This is a genomic window from Runella salmonicolor (assembly GCF_024158025.1).
GTDB lineage: Bacteria > Bacteroidota > Bacteroidia > Cytophagales > Spirosomataceae > Runella > Runella salmonicolor.
In genome coordinates this window covers 158,297-176,394 of record NZ_JAMZEL010000006.1, presented here as the reverse complement: position 1 = coordinate 176,394, position 18,098 = coordinate 158,297, and the positions used below count along the sequence as shown (strand labels likewise).

At 45.2% G+C, this 18,098-nt stretch carries 17 protein-coding genes; 7 read left to right on the top strand and 10 right to left on the bottom strand.

Features of this window, described 5'->3' with window-relative positions:
* From NCI00_RS16005 to NCI00_RS15980, 6 genes are all read right to left on the bottom strand, one after another.
* Window positions 1-1,362, bottom strand: coding sequence for a neutral/alkaline non-lysosomal ceramidase N-terminal domain-containing protein (locus NCI00_RS16005; RefSeq protein ID WP_253529150.1), 1,362 nt, complete (start codon window positions 1,360-1,362; stop codon window positions 1-3).
* A 123-nt stretch (window positions 1,363-1,485) separates the two neighbouring features.
* Window positions 1,486-2,064, bottom strand: coding sequence for a LutC/YkgG family protein (locus NCI00_RS16000; RefSeq protein ID WP_253529148.1), 579 nt, complete (start codon window positions 2,062-2,064; stop codon window positions 1,486-1,488).
* A 125-nt stretch (window positions 2,065-2,189) separates the two neighbouring features.
* Window positions 2,190-3,548 (bottom strand): lactate utilization protein B, encoded by a 1,359-nt coding sequence (locus NCI00_RS15995; RefSeq protein ID WP_253529145.1) that lies wholly within the window; start codon window positions 3,546-3,548, stop codon window positions 2,190-2,192.
* Between the two features lie 121 nt (window positions 3,549-3,669).
* Complete coding sequence (locus NCI00_RS15990) at window positions 3,670-4,404, bottom strand: (Fe-S)-binding protein (RefSeq protein ID WP_253529142.1); 735 nt, start codon at window positions 4,402-4,404, stop codon at window positions 3,670-3,672.
* A 78-nt stretch (window positions 4,405-4,482) separates the two neighbouring features.
* Window positions 4,483-5,655, bottom strand: coding sequence for an FG-GAP repeat domain-containing protein (locus NCI00_RS15985; RefSeq protein WP_253529141.1), 1,173 nt, complete (start codon window positions 5,653-5,655; stop codon window positions 4,483-4,485).
* A 183-nt stretch (window positions 5,656-5,838) separates the two neighbouring features.
* On the bottom strand, window positions 5,839-6,189 hold the full coding sequence (locus tag NCI00_RS15980; RefSeq protein WP_253529140.1) for an ANTAR domain-containing protein: 351 nt from the start codon (window positions 6,187-6,189) through the stop codon (window positions 5,839-5,841).
* Between the two features lie 431 nt (window positions 6,190-6,620).
* Here NCI00_RS15980 and NCI00_RS15975 point away from each other — a divergent pair, with 431 nt between their 5' ends.
* Window positions 6,621-7,586, top strand: coding sequence for an SGNH/GDSL hydrolase family protein (locus tag NCI00_RS15975; protein WP_253529138.1), 966 nt, complete (start codon window positions 6,621-6,623; stop codon window positions 7,584-7,586).
* 20 nt (window positions 7,587-7,606) lie between these two features.
* On the opposite strand, the gene NCI00_RS15970 is transcribed toward NCI00_RS15975, so the two are convergent.
* Together NCI00_RS15970 and NCI00_RS15965 are read right to left on the bottom strand one after the other, a co-directional pair.
* Window positions 7,607-8,056, bottom strand: a complete 450-nt coding sequence (locus NCI00_RS15970; protein ID WP_114066840.1) for a GNAT family N-acetyltransferase — start codon at window positions 8,054-8,056, stop codon at window positions 7,607-7,609.
* A 61-nt stretch (window positions 8,057-8,117) separates the two neighbouring features.
* On the bottom strand, window positions 8,118-9,074 hold the full coding sequence (locus tag NCI00_RS15965) for a patatin-like phospholipase family protein (protein ID WP_253529137.1): 957 nt from the start codon (window positions 9,072-9,074) through the stop codon (window positions 8,118-8,120).
* Between the two features lie 325 nt (window positions 9,075-9,399).
* On the opposite strand from NCI00_RS15965, the gene NCI00_RS15960 reads away from it, so the two are divergent.
* The gene (locus tag NCI00_RS15960; RefSeq protein ID WP_114462026.1) at window positions 9,400-10,374 is read left to right on the top strand and encodes a polyprenyl synthetase family protein; all 975 of its coding nucleotides are present in this window, start codon (window positions 9,400-9,402) and stop codon (window positions 10,372-10,374) included.
* A gap of 10 nt (window positions 10,375-10,384) precedes the next feature.
* Here the strand turns inward: NCI00_RS15960 and NCI00_RS15955 are convergent, their stop codons facing one another.
* Entirely contained in the window at window positions 10,385-10,741 is a 357-nt protein-coding gene (locus NCI00_RS15955) for a transmembrane 220 family protein (RefSeq protein WP_166560611.1), read from the bottom strand.
* Between the two features lie 180 nt (window positions 10,742-10,921).
* The gene (locus NCI00_RS15950; RefSeq protein WP_166560612.1) at window positions 10,922-13,573 is read right to left on the bottom strand and encodes a sodium-translocating pyrophosphatase; all 2,652 of its coding nucleotides are present in this window, start codon (window positions 13,571-13,573) and stop codon (window positions 10,922-10,924) included.
* 324 nt (window positions 13,574-13,897) lie between these two features.
* On the opposite strand from NCI00_RS15950, the gene NCI00_RS15945 reads away from it, so the two are divergent.
* The 5 genes from NCI00_RS15945 to NCI00_RS15925 all read left to right on the top strand — a co-directional run bounded on the left by NCI00_RS15945 (window position 13,898) and on the right by NCI00_RS15925 (window position 18,076).
* The gene (locus tag NCI00_RS15945; protein WP_253529136.1) at window positions 13,898-16,066 is read left to right on the top strand and encodes a sensor histidine kinase; all 2,169 of its coding nucleotides are present in this window, start codon (window positions 13,898-13,900) and stop codon (window positions 16,064-16,066) included.
* Window positions 16,067-16,089: 23 nt separating this feature from the next.
* The gene (locus tag NCI00_RS15940; protein ID WP_256498269.1) at window positions 16,090-16,275 is read left to right on the top strand and encodes a M28 family peptidase; all 186 of its coding nucleotides are present in this window, start codon (window positions 16,090-16,092) and stop codon (window positions 16,273-16,275) included.
* Window positions 16,276-16,349: 74 nt separating this feature from the next.
* Window positions 16,350-16,763, top strand: a complete 414-nt coding sequence (locus NCI00_RS15935; RefSeq protein ID WP_253529132.1) for an element excision factor XisH family protein — start codon at window positions 16,350-16,352, stop codon at window positions 16,761-16,763.
* A gap of 29 nt (window positions 16,764-16,792) precedes the next feature.
* Window positions 16,793-17,092, top strand: coding sequence for a XisI protein (locus tag NCI00_RS15930; protein ID WP_253529130.1), 300 nt, complete (start codon window positions 16,793-16,795; stop codon window positions 17,090-17,092).
* Window positions 17,093-17,122: 30 nt separating this feature from the next.
* Window positions 17,123-18,076 carry a TIR domain-containing protein gene (locus NCI00_RS15925; protein WP_253529128.1) on the top strand — a complete coding sequence of 318 codons (954 nt, stop codon included), beginning with the start codon at window positions 17,123-17,125 and terminating at the stop codon, window positions 18,074-18,076.
* Window positions 18,077-18,098: the final 22 nt, after the last annotated feature.

Here is an 18,098-nt window from a genome sequence, read left to right as displayed (position 1 = left end):
TTATGCAGACATCTTATCCACCAAATCGCGCACAATTTCCTGAAAATAGGCACCGTTGTAAGGCCCAAACCAGTTCATGGTGAGGGTTTCGTAGGTATCTCTTCCGTAGTATTTATCGGGTGTAATGTACCCAATATACCCTCCATTGAAGCTCGTAACCATCAACTGCAATCCTTTCTTTTCGGCATAAGCGCTCATTTCGGCCACCAATTCTCCCGAAAAATCACACGGAAAACCCACCATCAAAACGTTACCAATGCGCATCGCCTTGACATAATTGGGATAATCGCCAAAAGCCCAATGAAACACCCAAGGCCTCATGCTCAAACCCGTGGTAACTCTCGGAACTGGCTGGCGCAGCGGCAATGGGAGCGTTACCATTTGAAAAGCTGGATTTGGGAAAGGTTGGATTTGAGTAAGTTGCTTCTGAACATCGCTTTCTAAACTGTCGGCTTCGGTCCCCACTTTAACAAAGTCAGAATCGGATTCTACCCCAATTTTAGGCCCCATGCTCCCCACCGCCCCCGACATAAACAGCGCAAAATTGGCTTCCCCTTTTTCCAACGAATCTACCAACACCCCTGGGTAGTCGCGCGAGAGCACAATGTTGTCGGAACTCATAATCGTTGAATGGGCTGCGTAGGAACACAGCAAGGCTTTTTGGCCGTCGTTTCTTACAAACTGCATGGTACGCACAAACGGGTCAATAGTCCCTTCATCAAACGCCCGATTTCTAACACGCGCGGTATCAGCCAATTGATTGTACGCCACTGTTGCAGGTTGGAGGTCTTTTTGCGCCAAAGTCACTGCTTTAACCATCGCATCGGCAATCCACGTTACATTTGCTTCGTTAAATTCTCCCCCAAACAACTTCCCGACAATTCCTTCACTCCAACCACCCATACTGTTGTGTGAGTGCGTTGCGCCAAAATAAACCTGCTCAAACGGAATTCCCGTTGCTTTGAGTTTCTCTTTGAGTTGTTCGGTAACAGCGGGCGGAATAATCAATAAATCAGCGGCAACGATGGCGGCTTTGGTGTCACCATTTTCGATGACTACGGCCCGAACATAAATAGAATCATGCACCGATGTGTACAAAGCCCCCCGCCTTACGCCATATCCAGCCGTAGGCGTGGGTGATTTTGGCGTAAAATTTACCTTTGCCCAACCCGCTTTCAATTGATTAACACCCGATGGCTGCTTTCTAACCGGCAGCTCCTTCATTTGGGTCTTCCATTGTTGATAATAGGGCATTTCTTGGTAGGGCGTATCGTCGATGGTAGTCAACATACACACCAATACAACCGCAATCAGCGCGACCAGACCGCCGAGAATTTTGAGAAGAATTTTGAGAAAACGCATTTTAGGAAGGAGCAGAAGTTTGATTTATGATGCACAAACTAAGAGAGAAATAACGACTGTACATAAAAAGGCGCAAAGAAATATAATCTCTTTGCGCCCCAGTACTTTTTATAGGATTTTTGTTTAGTCCATCAAAAACGCCAACATAGACTTAGGGCCATGCGCTCCCAAGACCAAAGATTGCTCAATGTCAGCGGTTTTGGAAGGGCCCGCGATGAAGGCCCCAAACCCATAACGCTCTCCTCCAATACGGACGTAAGCGTCGTGCATCTTGGGCACGAGTGCTGATTTTTGAATTACTAAGGCGAGCGTTTCGGCAATAAAAGGGGTTACGCGCTGCCCCATTTCGGTCTCGGTGACCCAAATAGAGCCATTTTCGGCCACACCAAATTGACCTTTCAAAATGGCCAAGCCCACATCTTCCAAAGAATGTGGGTCTGATTTTAGCCAACTTTCCTGCGCTACATCGGCCAACGGGTCAATGTTGGTCACAATGCGACGCCCACCGAAATGCGCTTGGATATACGCCCTGATTTCTTCCCAATCTTTGACGTACACCACCTCACCGCCAATTGCGGTCAGAACGGTCTTGAACTGTTCTACCAAATTCGCGTAAGGGTTGCCAAAATTTTGAATTTCGGGCAACGGCGTCAAAGCTGGTTTATTTTTGGCTACGGCAGCCAGTATTTTTTCACGACTCATTTTAATATATTTTTGTCATGCTTGAAGCATCTAAATGCAACTGAAGCAGCATAGAAATTTAGGTCAATGTTTGGCTCTTTCTAACTCGCTGGGCAAACGCAAGGCTTGCCCCTACTTCCTCACTTCTAACCCCTGTTTTTCTTGTACCATTCGCCAAACGATTCCTTGGGTGGCTCGGGCATTTCGCGTTGTTTGAACCAAGGATTGAATGAATTATTGACCACAAACGGGGCATTGGCCATGGCAAACCGGCCGATTTTCCCCGACAAATGATACACGGTCGGATTGGACAATACTGCCGACATCACCTTCATGCTCAATGTTTTGGCGGTGGGCGAATGTCCGCTTTTCGTCAGCACCTGACGCCATTCGTACAACTGCTCGTGGATGTTGATTTTAACGGGGCACACATTTGAACAACTACCGCAAAGGGTACTGGCAAAGGGCAAATCTGCATTTTTGGTCATGTCCAAATTGGGCGCCAAAATGGCTCCAATCGGCCCCGCCACGGCATTGTGATAGCTGTGCCCACCGCTGCGACGATACACGGGACAGGTATTCATACAGGCCCCACAGCGAATGCATTTGAGCGAATTGCGGAACTGCTCGCGGCCCAATTGCACCGTACGGCCATTGTCCACCAACACAATGTGCATTTGCTGCCCTTCGCGTGGTTTACCAAAATGACTCGAATAAGTCGTAATAGGCTGCCCAGTAGCGGAGCGCGTCAGGAGGCGCAGAAAAACGCCCAAATGTTCGCGTTTGGGAATGATTTTTTCGATGCCCATGCACGCAATGTGTACATCAGCGAGGTGCGCGCCCATGTCGGCGTTGCCTTCATTGGTGCACACCACAAACTCGCCCGTTTCGGCCACGGCAAAGTTCACGCCCGTAATGGCCACGCGACGCGTCAAAAACTTCTCGCGGAGGTTGGCGCGGGCCGCGTGCGTCAATAAAACGGGGTCGGCACAGCCTTCTGGTGTACCCAAATGTTTATGAAATAAGACACCAATCTCTTCTTTTTTCCAGTGAATACACGGCAAAACGATGTGACTCGGTGGCTCGTCGGCCAGCTGCACGATGCGCTCACCCAAGTCGGTATCAATCACCTCCACGCCGTTTTCGGTCAGGTATGGATTGAGGTGACACTCTTCGGTCAGCATCGACTTGCTCTTCACGATTTCCGTCACGCCTTGGCTTTTCAGAATCGAAAGGACAATTTGGTTATGCTCGTGGGCATCGGCCGCCCAATGCACTGTAATACCGTTTTTCTGCGCATTTTTCTCAAATTCAATCAAATAATTATCTAAGTTAGACAACACGTTGTGCTTGATTTGAGAGGCGGTTTCGCGGAGTTGTTCCCATTCGGGAATGGCAAAAGCCGCGCGGTCGCGCTTTTGGCGCACCCACCAGAGCGTTTCGTCGTGCCAAGTAGTACGGTCAAAATCCTTATTAAACTTTTCGGCGGCGTCAGCGTGGTTCATTTTTTTCAGGTATTAAAGGTTGCTCACAACCCGATACGACAATCACGTGGCAGATTTGAGAATCTCTCACCACAATCAACAATCTCGTAGCAAATTTGAGAATCTACCACTACATTCGAAATCATTTCGCATTTAGAATCTCAGCGATGTGCATTACTTTGATGGGCAATTGACGACGACGAATAACGCCCTCCAAGTGCATCAAACACGACATATCGCCTCCGGTCAGAACTTCGGTGCCGTTTTTGACGTGGTCATCTACGCGGTCGATACCCATCCGTACCGAAACGGCTTCTTCGGCCACGCAAAATGTACCGCCAAAGCCGCAGCATTCATCCACCCGGTCGAGCTTTACTAACTCTAAACCAGTAACCATCTTCAATAGTTTTTCGGGTTTGGAAAATGGCGGTGCCACCAACTCCGACATCTGGGCTACATGCAGCCCGCGCTGCCCGTGGCAACTCTGATGTACTCCAACGCGGTGCGGGAAATGGGCCGTTAAATTTTCAACCTTGAGGATATCAGTCAAAAACTCCGTGAGTTCATAAATGTGCGTCCGCACGTGCGTTGCTTCGCCTTCGCGTTTGTCGTCATGCAGGTGGTCTTTGATGTGCAGCACACAACTTCCCGACGGGGAAACAATATAATCAAACTCCGAGAAGTTGTTGATAAACAAACGGTTACAATCATGTGTCAGATGCTCATAACCAGAATTGGCCATGGGCTGACCGCAGCACGTTTGTTTGGCAGGATACGAAACCTGACATCCAAACCTCTCTAATAATTGAAGCGTAGCAATACCCACTTGCGGGTAAAACTGGTCTACATAGCAGGGAATAAATAAGCCGACTTTCATAACACAAACTTACATCATTCCCCGTTAAAATGCTGTCCTGTGGACACCTGTTAAAGAAATTTAATGCGCTCGAAATGGTTACTTTTTTTGTTGCAAAAACACGTGTACCCCTTTTTTATTCGCCACCACAACATCAGGAAGGCGGTCGTTGTTCATATCTTCCGTCACAACGTGCAAGCCTACGCCCGAGTTATTATCAATTTCGTGCGGGGTCCAAGTAGGCGTTGGGCCGGGCTTGAACTCAAACCAGTACAATACCGCTGGCTGAAACTCTCCGGGGTCGTTGCCATTGTGCGCAAAATAACGTTTACCCGTCACCAAATCTTTTTGTCCATCGCCATTGATGTCAACTAAACTTAATCCGTGTGTCTGCGAAAACGCTTTATATATTTCATGCTTCGTCCAAGTGGCGTTACCTTGTCCGTCTTTGCCCTGCTCGTGCCACCACATGCCATAGGCGTGTGCCGAAGTGCTGATAACGTCTTTCAACCCATCCTGATTCACATCAAGCAGGTACATTTGCGAGCAATCTTCACCCAAATTTGCCTTATGAAATGCCCAATTCGGCTGTTTACGGTCGGCAGGTGCTTCCCACCAACCTTCTTTGATAAGCACATCTAGCCGGCCATCATCGTTCATATCTACCAACCCCAAGCCGTGGGTGAATCGGTGCGTGCCGGGAATATTCCCTTCCGCAATCACCGTTTTTTCCCACTGGGTATCGCCTTTTTTGGTGGGAGATTTCAACCATATAATCTGTTTTGATTCAGAATCGTTACCCACAATATCGGGGCGGCCATCACCGTCAATATCGCCAAAATACGGAGATTCATTGCCCAGCGATTTGCTAATTACATGTACTTTCCAGTGACCTGGTTTATTCTGCGGGTTTTCGTGCCATACCACCGGAATTCCGGGATAATCTACCCGTATCAAATCAATCCAGCCATCCTGATTGACATCCATACTAAAATTCAAGAACGAATTACTATAGCCTCCATTGACCGTAAAAGTATCTCCTTTGGCGATTTCGTGGCGTTCCCAGTTGGGTGCCTGAAACCAAAATGCCCCCGCCATAACGTCCTTCTTTCCGTCATGATTCACATCTCCCACCGCCACGCCTTCCGAAAAGAACATCTTGGTAAGTACCTGTTTTTTAAAACTTACTTCTCTCCCTTTCTGCGCACAAACGGTCGTTATTCCTGCAAAAAGAGGCATGAGAGCAATCAATATTATTTTGTAATTTTTCATGTATCGGTTTGAATTAGGTGCTAAAACATAAAATGGTCAATCATTAGCTATCTACTTAATTCTGCCTTTACTTTTATCAATTCACGGCCTTTTGACGTCCGTATGGCTTGCTCATAAAAACGAATGCCCCCAAAAATCGGAGGCATTCGTTTTTTCCAAAAATGAGGTAGAGGACCAGAAATCTTAAATAAGCAGATGAATCATAGCCCGTAAAACACCACCCGTAAAAGGCCATTTTAGATACGCCGTCGGTCGGTTGGGAATAGGCATCTCCGTAAAACCGCCTTCATTAGCCCCCACAAATACGATAGGGATGTTTTTTTTAATTCTCCGCTCGGCACTCAAAATGAGTTTACTGTAAGAGTCTTCGCAGATAATCAAATCAGGCTGAAGCGTAAAAATGCTTTTGAGAAGCTCGTCAGAAGCCGAAGCCAACACACGTAGTACTTCGAATCCCGGCTCTTCTATCATCTTTTCAATCGGATGGGTACAGGCCGTATTGTCCTGAAGAAGGAGTGCTTTAATATTTGTCATGAATGAGTTAGGGTAAAGTATTAAGCTGTAAAAATATGAAATAGTATATATAAACTTGACAAATGGTATATTTTTTTAAAATAAATTCTTCAACTCAGAAAGCTATATATCAATATGTTAAGATTTTATTAAACGAATTCAATTCGCTCCTTGCTTCTTTAATATAACTTTACTTTTCAAGCAAAAAACTAAAGTTAAAAAGTCAAAAATTAGCTTGAATTCTCATTTTTATCCTAAATTGAAAGTATATATACGAAAAATGAAGCACTTTGGATTTTAAAGAGTTACATTCTTTAAAAAAAGTGTCCACGCCTCTTTTTATTACATTTGAATAGTTCATACCACAGGTTCGGAAATTATTGCTGAATTGCAAGATTAGTTTTCATCCATAATCACTTTATTTATTATGTTTCCAATTGACTATTTTAGGTATGAATTCAACATTCAAAAAACGCCATCAACAAAAGACGTTTTGGTATATTATCTTTTATTTTTTTTCTCTTTCAACAACCGTAGCCAGCGGCCCCAAACCCTTCCCCAAAAAAATCCACCGAATTGTCTTTATCGGCAACAGTATCACCTATGCGGGGCAATTTATCACCGACATCGAGGCCTATCTCCTGGCGCATTATCCCAACAGGCGTTTTGAATTCATCAATGTGGGTTTGCCCAGCGAAACCGTTTCGGGACTTTCAGAGCCCAACCACGCGGGCGGAAGATTTCCCCGACCCGATTTGCATGAGCGTCTCGAACGGGTACTCACGCAAACCAAACCTGACTTTGTTTTTGCCTGTTATGGAATGAACGATGGCATCTATCTTCCTTTGGATGAAGAACGCTTCCGAAAATTCCGCGAAGGTATCACTTGGTTGCACACCCAAATTGCCGACTTAGGCGTACCGATTGTCCACCTCACACCGCCTATTTATGACGAGCTCAAAGGCAAGGCCGTGGGCTATGCCGCCGTACTCGACACCTACTCGGAGTGGTTATTGAGCCAACGCAAGGCCCAAAAATGGGAAGTAGCCGACCTGCACTTTCCAATGAAAACTTATTTGGAACAACACCGCCAAAACAATCCCGACTTTGCACTGGCCAAAGACGGCGTTCATCCCGACGCTTTGGGGCATTGGCTGATGGCTAAACAAGTCTTGATGTATTTGGGAGAAAAAGGGCTGGAAGCAGCAGAGGACGTCCAAACCACTTTGGCCATTCATCCAAACGGAGAGGAGATTTTGAAATTGGTCGCGGAGCGGCAACAACTCATGAAAGATGCTTGGCTGACCTCCACTGGCCACACCCGCCCCGAAATGAAGGTGGGTCTACCAATGGAGGATGCCCGAAAAAAAGGAGAAATGATAGAGAAACAACTCCGTGAGTTGCTCAAAAAGAAATAAAGAAGCAGACTATAAAATCGCTAAAAATCCAAGTGACAATTAATCCAGCCTTCGTCAAAGCGGGTGCCGTATTTTTTGTAAAACTGGATGGCTGGTTCGTTCCAATCCAGCACCTGCCACATCATACCAGTACATTGGGTATTTTTTGCTTCTTCTACCGTCACGTCAAAAAGTTGTTTGCCTAGGCCATACCCGCGCATCGACTCCGTCACCACGATGTCTTCCAAGTAGAGGCGTTTGCCTTTCCACGTAGAATAACGATAGTAATACAACGAAATCCCCACCACTTTACCGTCGACCTCCGCCACAAATAAGCCAAAAATCGGCTCGGGGCCAAATCCATCTTTGAGCATCATTTCGGGGGTATTGGTGACTTGTTCGGGGGCTTTTTCGTACAAAGCAAGTTCCTGAACCAACTCAAATGCCTGGGGTACATCTTCAGCGGTACCTCTGCGAATCGTAATATTCATTCTTAAAATAAAAGTATAGTATAGTAAATTTCAATTCCTCCATTTGACCGCCGAAATGCATCTATGCATTTTGGGGCGACTCACTGGGAGCCGCACTGGGCGTATTCAAAATGGGCAATCCATTTTCCTGAATGTATTCAAACCCCGTTTTGTAGCCTTGAACAATCAACCGCACGATGTCGTCCGAATTAAACTTCAACATATCGAGGTGCAAGGGTTCATGCGGGCGCACCACCGATAGTTTCAGCGCCCGACCTTTTAGTCCTTCTTTTTCAACGTAGTTTTGCCCCCACGCAATGTCGCTATTAACAATCTGGTTTACGTTAATATCCTTGACCCGGTCCAGCAGTTTCAGCAGATTACGATAGTTTACGGGCTCATCATAAATATGCTCGGCATGGCAGGCTATGCACACAATTTCGGTGGCTCCATCTTCCAGTGCTGCTTTGAGCGGGGCTACTACCCGAAGCCCTCCGTCTAAGTACGCCGCTTTCCGTTGACCTTTGATATGGATAGCTGGCATCAGCGTTGGCAACGAACTACTGGCCATAATGTATTCCAAAAAGCTTTCATCTTCGGGCGTGGCATACACCATTTTACCGCTTACAACGTCTACCGCCCCTACTTTGAGTTTAACAGGGCTATTTTTGAGAATAAACTCATTGAGGTTTTTTCGGATAAGGGTATGCAGAGGAGTAGTGTCTAGCAATCCATCAAAACGGCTCATCAGGGTATCTATCCCCAAGGTAAGGCGCGACCGCACGATGGCGATGTCTTCGGGGTGGGTAATGTTTTTTATCCAGAACTCAATCAATTGACGGCTAATACCTGGCCAGTCAATTGCCTTTTCCTCAATGTGTTGCTTACCAGCAGCATTTACCAAAAAGCCAGCGTTAAGGCTACCGACAGAAATCCCGTATATCATTTCGGGTTCAAAACCACTTTCCAATATCGCCTGAATCACCCCCACCTGAAAGGCCCCTTTCAGGGAGCCTCCTCCGAGTACCAATGCCTTCATAGTATGTTATTATTATTTATCAAAAAGTGGCCAACATTGCCCTTTTCTATCCTTTGTTTTGTATTCATAAACAATGCCGTTTTTGGTATTTTACCCTCAAAAATATTTTCTCATCCTAAAAAAAGGGGAATGACATCACAGTTATTGTCGCTCGGTTGAAACAAATTATAGAACTTTCGTGTAATGTTAACAGATTTTGTCCCAAATTTGGCGTTTGTCCCATAACAAAACAAGTAAAGATACCGATAGGCTGAATTTGTCATTAGTATACGGCTAACCGGCCCACCCCTTACTCATGGTTGCCCGTACACTTTTCCCTGAAATTATGTCTCTTTCCATTAAAGATATTCAAGCCCCCATCTCCTCCGAAATGGACGCCTTTGAGCGAAAATTTCGGCAATTTATGAAAAGTGAGGTCATGCTTCTTGACCAAATCATGAATTATATCGTGCGTCGAAAAGGAAAACAACTCCGTCCGATGTTTGTTTTCTTGACGGCTGGTATTAGCGGTTCCATCACCGAGGCTACGTATCGGGGAGCAGCCCTCATTGAATTGCTCCACACCGCCACGCTCGTCCACGACGACGTGGTTGACGACTCCAACTACCGACGCGGTTTTTTCTCGGTCAATGCCCTCTGGAAAAACAAAATTGCGGTATTGGTGGGAGATTATCTTTTATCACGCGGACTATTGCTCTCGGTTGATAACCAAGACTTTAGTCTTCTGCAAATTGTCTCCAACGCTGTTCGAGAAATGAGCGAAGGCGAGCTTCTTCAACTCTCAAAAGCGCGCCGCTTGGACATCACGGAGGATGTCTATTTTGAAATTATTCGCCAAAAAACCGCCTCGCTTATTTCTTCCTGCTGCGGCGTGGGGGCACGTTCTGCGGGAGCATCTGAAGAATTGGTTGACAAAATGCGCCAATTTGGCGAGAAGGTAGGGCTCGCCTTTCAAATCAAAGATGACCTGTTTGATTTTGGAGATGCCGAGGTAGGAAAACCCCTCGGTATTGACATCAAAGAGAAAAAAATGACCCTGCCGTTGATTTACGCCTTACGTCAAACTACTTGGACCAAAAAACGGCAGATCATCAATATCATCAAAAATCACAGCGACAAGCCCCAAAAAGTAGCCGAAGTCATCCAGTTTGTTCGTGACTCTGGCGGGATTCAGTACGCTACACAGGCCATGCAAAAACTGGTCGAGGAAGCCAAGGCTATTTTACACTCCTTTCCTGAGTCCAACTACCGCAATTCACTGGAAGGCTTAGTCCAATATACCATCGAAAGAAGCAAGTAACGAGCGTCTTTTACTTCCCCAATCTGGTGCGTAAGTAAGCCATCAACAGCATTCCTACTCCGCTCACCGTTAATCCCAGAGATTCGCGGGCGAGCTCGATGTTGATGCTACGCATTTTCATTTCTCCCCAAAATACGCCTTCATACTGGGGTGGCCATTGCTGATAGGAAGCAAAAAAATAGGCCAGTGCCATCACTACAAAAACATAAGGACGCGGCGCCTTGGCGAAGTAGATACTCAAGCAAGCTGCCACGGCAATACCGTAGATGGGCATCCATACCTGAGGGTCGGGGTCGTTGTATTGAACAACCACGAAATAAACAAACAAAAGGGCAAACAGCAGGGAAACAATCTTAGTTAGGTTCATAGTCAGAAGAAAAATTAGCGGATTTGTAAAGTATTATTTCCGAAATACGATTACTAAAAACAGTCATTGGGTGTGCAAAACGTTTATGGCAAATTTATGTGTTCACCCTGTCACAAGCAAAAGCCTTGCTCCAAAAACGGTCAGAGCAAGGCTTTTTATGATATAAATCAGGAATAGTTCCTATTTTTTCGTCACCCGAACCGAGATACGGCGGTTCTGAGCACGCCCTTCTTCGGTGTCGTTGGACGCTACTGGATATTGGTCGCCGTAGCCTTCTGAGTCAATCCGGCTGTTGTCAATGCCCATCGCTACCAATTCAGCTTCAACGGCAGCCGCGCGGTCGCTCGACAGTTTGAGATTGGCATTAGCATCACCTGTGTTGTCGGTATAACCGCCCAATTTGATATTTACCGCTGGAAATGCTTTCATAATTTCGGAAACGTTCTTCAATTGCTCCTGCGACTCCGGCTTCAACGTTGCTTTACCTGTTTCAAACAACAAACGGTCAAAATCAAACCAAGTCGTTTTATCAACGGGTTTGTCAGAACGAATAAAGTCAATCAAGCCTACTTCAATGGGGTTGCCATTGGCGGCAATATTGAGTTCTAAGCCGTTGTCAAGTTTCAACGTTGCAGCGCTAGTGATGGTACCGTTTTCGTTGTTTTTAGTTACGTTTACCTCCATTGTTTCTTTCATGGCAGTATGGTCATGGCCACCTTTTACGGCGATATAAGGAGCAATTACCAACGACACGATAGACATCAACTTAATCAAAATGTTCATAGAAGGCCCCGAAGTATCTTTGAATGGATCCCCTACGGTATCTCCCGTTACGGAAGCCTTGTGTGGTTCCGATTTTTTGAAATACATCTGACCATCAATCATTACTCCTTTTTCGAATGATTTCTTAGCGTTGTCCCACGCACCACCTGCATTTGATTGGAAAATCCCCATCAACACACCTGATACGGTCACCCCTGCCAACAAACCACCCAATACTTCAGGCCCCATGGTAAACCCAACAAGTACCGGCGTAATCAAGGCAATGGCACCGGGCAAAATCATTTGCTTAATAGACGCCTCGGTAGAGATGGCTACGCATTTTTCGTATTCGGGTTCGGTTTTGTATTCCATGATACCCGGAATCTCGCGGAACTGACGACGCACTTCGTTCACCATTTCCATGGCCGCTTTACCTACCGCTGAAATACACAACGCACTAAAAATAAACGGAATCATACCGCCAACAAACAAGCCCGCAAGTACGTCGGCTTTGTAAATGTCAATTTGGGTAATGCCCGCAATTCCAACGAAAGCCGCAAACAATGCCAACGAAGTCAGAGCTGCCGAAGCAATGGCGAAACCTTTTCCAGTGGCAGCAGTGGTGTTACCAACGGCATCCAAGTTGTCGGTACGCTCACGAACTTCTGGAGGCAACTGCGACATTTCAGCGATACCACCCGCGTTGTCGGCAATCGGCCCGAAAGCGTCAATCGCCAACTGCATGGCCGTCGTAGCCATCATTCCTGCGGCTGCGATAGACACGCCATAAAGACCCGCAAACTTGTACGAAAGAATGATACCACCCGCCAACGTTAAAATTGGCAACACCGTTGATTCCATACCCACGGCCAAACCTCCGATGATGTTGGTGGCATGACCCGTTCCTGATTTTTCGATGATTGACAACACAGGACGCTTGCCCATGGCCGTGTAATATTCGGTGATATAAGACATCAACGCCCCTACAACCAAACCCACCACGATTGCATAAAACACCCCGTCAGAGGTAAATTCAAAACCGCGCAGGTTGAGGGTTTCGGGTAAAATATTTTTTACTAAAAAGTAAGAAGCCACAAAGGTAATACCAATTGAAGCCCAGTTACCGATGTTCAAGGCATTTTGTACCGATGAAGTTTCTCCTTTGATACGTACAAAGAACGTGGAAACCAACGACGCCAACAGACCTACCCCCGCAATCAGCATCGGGAGCAATACGGGCGAAAAGCCTCCGTAGTTATCTTCTACACCAATTTCTTGGCCTAAAACCATTGTTGCCAAAATAGTGGCAACATACGAGCCAAATAAGTCGGCACCCATACCCGCCACGTCACCTACGTTATCGCCCACGTTGTCGGCGATAGTGGCAGGGTTACGCACGTCGTCTTCTGGAATACCCGCTTCCACTTTACCCACAAGGTCGGCGCCCACGTCGGCCGCTTTTGTATAGATACCACCACCCACACGCGCAAAAAGCGCGATGGATTCCGCACCCAACGAAAACCCAGCCAATACTTCGATGGCGGTTTTCATTTCGTCGGAGGTCAGCGGTTTACCCGCCGCGAAGATGTTATAAAACAAGATAAAAAGGCCTCCTAAGCCCAAAACCGCCAAACCTGCTACACCCATTCCCATCACAGAACCACCCGTAAAAGAAACTTCAAGGGCTTTGGCCAGCGACGTCCGCGCCGCTTGTGCGGTACGTACGTTGGCTTTGGTGGCGACTTTCATACCAATGTAACCCGCAGTAGCCGACAACAACGCACCAATCAAAAACGCGACGGCAATGAGGGGTGAAGAATGGATAGGATGCTCAGGCGTGCCTTCATCAGAACCTAACCAAAATAATAAAATGGCCGTGGGAATGGCGAAATAAGCCAGGATTTTCCACTCAGCTTTAAGAAAAGCAATGGCTCCGTCGGCGATGTAGCCAGAGAGTTTTTGCATGTTTGCGTCACCGGCTGGCTGGTTCGACACCCAGCTGAAACGCCAGGCCGTGTACAATAGCCCCAAGACACCAAAAGCAGGAACGAGATAAACGATATTATTCATGCGTAGTAGTTAGGATATTTGATTTAAGGTTTAAAAAAAATTCGGGCAAATATAGCAGAACCTAGCCCATTTACCCAATGCCCAAGGTAGGAATTTGCTTATTTTATATCGCTTTTGTACTATTTTTACGACTATCGAGACTCTATGAATGCCCTATTTTCGGTCGCAGTGGGCAAATGCTGTTTTTCATTACAGCGCAAACAGTATCTGTTTTGAGAGTCAATCTACAGTAAGTCGTGTATGTCTTATTAAAATATAATGATTGTTGTCTAAATTTGCCAAAGCAGCCATCGTCCCCTTTTAGCTGCAAACAGCCCCTTATCTATGAAAAGACTGCTTTGCCTCTGCTTTTTTTTACTTCCGTATTTGGGTCAATGCCAAAAAACTGGAATTACTATTCAAACGGGGCAGCTATTTTTCAAGGATGACCACTGGAAATTTATGGCTGGAGATTCGTCAGCATGGGCGAATCCAAGCTACGATGATCGTCATTGGAAAAGAGCAAACAGCTCATTACGGGACAATAAGGCTCTTTGGAATGCAAAAAAAGGCTGGTTCAGGCTAAAATTCAACCTTTCTAAAAAGTCCTTAAAAACGGACTATTCCCTCATTATAAAACAATTTGGCCACTCTGAGTTGTATTTAGATGGGAAATTGGTGGCGACAACCAACACCTCTGATCCACAGGATTCAGCATCGCAGCTCAGGCTCATGCAAATTCCGTTTACGGTTAAAGACACCAATACCCACGTCATGGCCCTGCGATACTCATTTCGTTCGTCCCCGCACTATTACGCCTCAACCGATGAGGACGCTTTCAAGCTCTGGCTTGAACCATCGCATCAGTCTATGCTCAACCAATTGGTCAATACTGCTTGGAATGCGGGCGTCGGCGGTATGCTGACGGGATTGTTCGGGATACTCTCCCTACTTCATTTTCTTTTTTTTCGTGCCAACTCTAATCAAAAGGTACACCTGATCTTAGCCTTTGCCACTTTTGGCTTTACTGTCCTGTTTGCGCTCAGTATTATTGATGGCTTTACGGGAACTCTTACCCAAAAATCATTGCTGGATGTAGGGCAGACGTTAAGCATTCATCTGGCTTTTGGCTTGTTGTTGACGGCCGTTTACACTTTTTTAAAACGCCAACACGGTTGGTTCTTTTACTTTATTATTACCTCATTGGTGGTTAGTTTTGGCTATCAATGCTTTATCGGGCCTTTACCTAATGGCCAATTTTTCATTCCTTTTTTTCTGGTGCTAATCGATTATATCAGAGTGAGTTGGCTGGGAAAACGGCAGGGGGGGGCTGATAATAAATTACCTTGGAATTCGCTGCGTTTCTCCTTTTTTGCTTTACTGCTATTGATTCTTTCGGGAATCATCATGGGAATTGTGCAAAGCCTCACTGGGCTGGGAGACAATGCTTTTATCTTAGCTTTTGTGCTGCTTATTTTTGTTTTTTCAGTAGTGCTAAGCATTCCTATTGGCCTATCGCTCTCTTTGGTGCAAGACTATACCCACACGTACAAATCCATGCGGTTGCATCTGGAAGAAGTTCAAAAACTATCGGCCAAAACATTAGCTCAAGAGCAGGAAAAACAACATATTCTGGCTACCCAGAACGAAACCCTTGAGCGTCAGGTAATGGAGCGAACCGCCGAGCTGAATCAGTCGCTCGAGACCTTGAAAGCTACGCAAGCCCAACTCATCCAAAAGGAAAAAATGGCCTCATTGGGAGAGTTGACCGCGGGCGTGGCCCATGAGATACAGAATCCGCTCAATTTTGTCAATAACTTCTCAGAAGTCTCCGTGGATTTATTGGACGAGCTACAAGAAGAAAGAGAAAAAGCCGCGGAAAAACAGGACCCTGAACTCGAACAGGAAATACTGGCCGACTTACGACAAAACCTCCAAAAAATCACCCATCACGGGCAGCGGGCCAGTTCGATTGTGCGCAGTATGCTCGCGCACTCGCGCACATCATCGGGCCAAATGGAGCCAACCAACCTCAACGCCTTGGCCGACGAATACCTGCGGCTCGCCTACCACGGCCAACGAGCAACCCACCCAACTTTTAACTGCCAATTAATCACCGATTTCAGCACTGATATTCCGACGCTCAACCTTGCCGCACAGGACATAGGACGCGTATTGCTCAACCTGTTTGGCAATGCCTTTTATGCCCTTCACCAAAAACAGCAACTTGTTGCCGAAGCCTACGAGCCAACAATTTGGGTAAGTACCACCCTAAAAGACCTTAAAACGGTGGAAATTCGCATCCGCGACAATGGGCTGGGCATTCCACAAGCCATTATTCAAAAGGTTTTTCAACCGTTTTTTACCACCAAACCCACGGGCGAGGGCACTGGGCTCGGGCTGTCGTTGTCGTACGATATTGTCACCAAAGGCCATCAGGGAACGTTGGATGTGACGAGTACCGAAGGAGAAGGGACGGAGTTTGTTATAACGCTGCCTGTAATTGGCCAATAACCGATTGAGGAGATTATTCTTTATTGCCACTCTCATCCGACCATTATAGTTTTGCCAAAAAAGGCATCCCAAACGCTTTTTTTATGGACAACCAACACCCTGACTATCACCAAACTTCGGATACGGCCAACAAAATCAACTACAAAATCCTCCAAAAACGGGCCACATTGGTCTTGCAATCGGTGTGGATGATGGGGAGCCCGAAATGATGGCTTTGGAGTGAAAGACGGTCTGAATGAATAGTAAAAATGCTTAACTTTGGTTTCTATTGTAAACTATCCAAATGGCCAAAGACCGATACCATCAGCTTGTAAAGAATGCCCTCATTGCCGAAGGCTGGACTGTGACAGATGACCCGCTGTATATTCCCACTTTCAAAAGAACAGTACAGGTTGATTTAGGCGCTGAGCGGTTAATTGGAGCAGAAAAGGAAAATCTGAAAATAGCAGTCGAGATTAAAAGCTTCATTGGCCTGTCTGAAATTCATGAATTCTACAAGGCGTTGGGCCAGTTTAATTATTACCAATTGGCCATCGAAGAAACGCAACCTGAACGTATTTTGTTTTTAGCAGTACCGCTTGACATATACGATACGCTTTTTGAAGAACCCCTTACTCAAAAAGTAATTGAAAGATTCGGTCTTAAAATCATTGTTTATCACGTTCAAGAAGAAAAAATTGAAAAATGGATAAGCTAACGTATTACAAATCAGTCGTTTTAAATTTAATGAATAATATTATTAAATCTTTTGAAACGGCTTCCAACCCCATTAAGGTGCAATTGATAGTGGATGAAAGTCATGGTCAGTTTTTATTGTATCAGAATGATTGGCGAAATGAGCGACGTATGTATGGAGCTATGCTCCACTTAGAAGTAACGCCCGCTGGCAAAATCTGGTTACATCACGATGGCACTGACCTTGTCATTGCCGAATCATTATTGGAAGCTGGTGTACCCAAGGAAGACATCGTACTGGGTTTCCGCGCACCTGTGGTTCGCCCTGATACGGGATTTGCTGTGGCGTGAAATACAGATAAATTTATAATAAACTAATCAATGGAATACCCAATCCACGTAGCAATCTCATTTGCAGGAGAAGATAGAGGCATAGCGGAACAAATAGTTACTTTACTAAACTCTAACGGGGTTAAAGTTTTTTATGACTATGATTATCAAGACGAAATTTGGGGAAAAGATACCTATGTCTATCTGTCAGAAATCTACGAAAATCAATCATTGTTTTTTATTCCGTTAATATCAAGCAATTATGCAAAGAAAATGTGGCCCAGACATGAAATTAAAAGTGCTTTTGCACGAGCATTTCGTTCAAGTGAAGAATATATTCTTCCAATTAGATTAGATGATACTCAAATTCAAGGAATTCCTCTAACAATTGGATATCTTGATTTTCGTACAGTGACGATTAATAAAATAATAGAAAATATTCTAAAAAAGCTAAGAAAAAAAGGGGTAATTCTTGAAAAAGAGGCTACCGCCTCTTTACAAACTGATTTTAAGAAAAATCCTATTTCGAACAGTCCCAAACATTTAGTTCAATTATTGGGAGAACTTGGTATTGGAAAGTTATCGGAGTGGAAAAGGGATATATACTGGGATTCGCCACGTTGGTATTCATTAAGTAATTATTTTGAAATTAATGATGAGAATGATGTGCTCAGTCCTAAGAATGAATATACTCTTGAGGGCATTAATACAAAATATACTATTCATAATAACTTAGCTGTTTACTTAGAGTCTAAAGATGAATCAACCGTAGAAGAATTAAAAATTGTACTAAATATCCATAACTCAGATTACGAGGAGAAGGCCAAATCAATTTTTGCAGATTTAACTGATAAAGTTTTTAAACTGTTAAATGTGGATATACCTATTGGCTTAAAGAATAATATAATTAGAAGCAGGGAATCAGAGTTTATTCATCATTCTGTAAAAGTTAAACTATCTCTGGAAGTTTCTAATGTTGATACTTGGCGCTTAATCATTTCTTAAATTTTTGCTTACAAGACATTCT

Coding starts and splice junctions, on each gene's coding strand:
- NCI00_RS16005 (WP_253529150.1), bottom strand. CDS start 1,362: ATGCGTTTTCTCAAAATTCTTCTCAAAATTCTCGGCGGTCTGGTCGCG.
- NCI00_RS16000 (WP_253529148.1), bottom strand. CDS start 2,064: ATGAGTCGTGAAAAAATACTGGCTGCCGTAGCCAAAAATAAACCAGCT.
- NCI00_RS15995 (WP_253529145.1), bottom strand. CDS start 3,548: ATGAACCACGCTGACGCCGCCGAAAAGTTTAATAAGGATTTTGACCGT.
- NCI00_RS15990 (WP_253529142.1), bottom strand. CDS start 4,404: ATGAAAGTCGGCTTATTTATTCCCTGCTATGTAGACCAGTTTTACCCG.
- NCI00_RS15985 (WP_253529141.1), bottom strand. CDS start 5,655: ATGAAAAATTACAAAATAATATTGATTGCTCTCATGCCTCTTTTTGCA.
- NCI00_RS15980 (WP_253529140.1), bottom strand. CDS start 6,189: ATGACAAATATTAAAGCACTCCTTCTTCAGGACAATACGGCCTGTACC.
- NCI00_RS15975 (WP_253529138.1), top strand. CDS start 6,621: ATGAATTCAACATTCAAAAAACGCCATCAACAAAAGACGTTTTGGTAT.
- NCI00_RS15970 (WP_114066840.1), bottom strand. CDS start 8,056: ATGAATATTACGATTCGCAGAGGTACCGCTGAAGATGTACCCCAGGCA.
- NCI00_RS15965 (WP_253529137.1), bottom strand. CDS start 9,074: ATGAAGGCATTGGTACTCGGAGGAGGCTCCCTGAAAGGGGCCTTTCAG.
- NCI00_RS15960 (WP_114462026.1), top strand. CDS start 9,400: ATGTCTCTTTCCATTAAAGATATTCAAGCCCCCATCTCCTCCGAAATG.
- NCI00_RS15955 (WP_166560611.1), bottom strand. CDS start 10,741: ATGAACCTAACTAAGATTGTTTCCCTGCTGTTTGCCCTTTTGTTTGTT.
- NCI00_RS15950 (WP_166560612.1), bottom strand. CDS start 13,573: ATGAATAATATCGTTTATCTCGTTCCTGCTTTTGGTGTCTTGGGGCTA.
- NCI00_RS15945 (WP_253529136.1), top strand. CDS start 13,898: ATGAAAAGACTGCTTTGCCTCTGCTTTTTTTTACTTCCGTATTTGGGT.
- NCI00_RS15935 (WP_253529132.1), top strand. CDS start 16,350: ATGGCCAAAGACCGATACCATCAGCTTGTAAAGAATGCCCTCATTGCC.
- NCI00_RS15930 (WP_253529130.1), top strand. CDS start 16,793: ATGAATAATATTATTAAATCTTTTGAAACGGCTTCCAACCCCATTAAG.
- NCI00_RS15925 (WP_253529128.1), top strand. CDS start 17,123: ATGGAATACCCAATCCACGTAGCAATCTCATTTGCAGGAGAAGATAGA.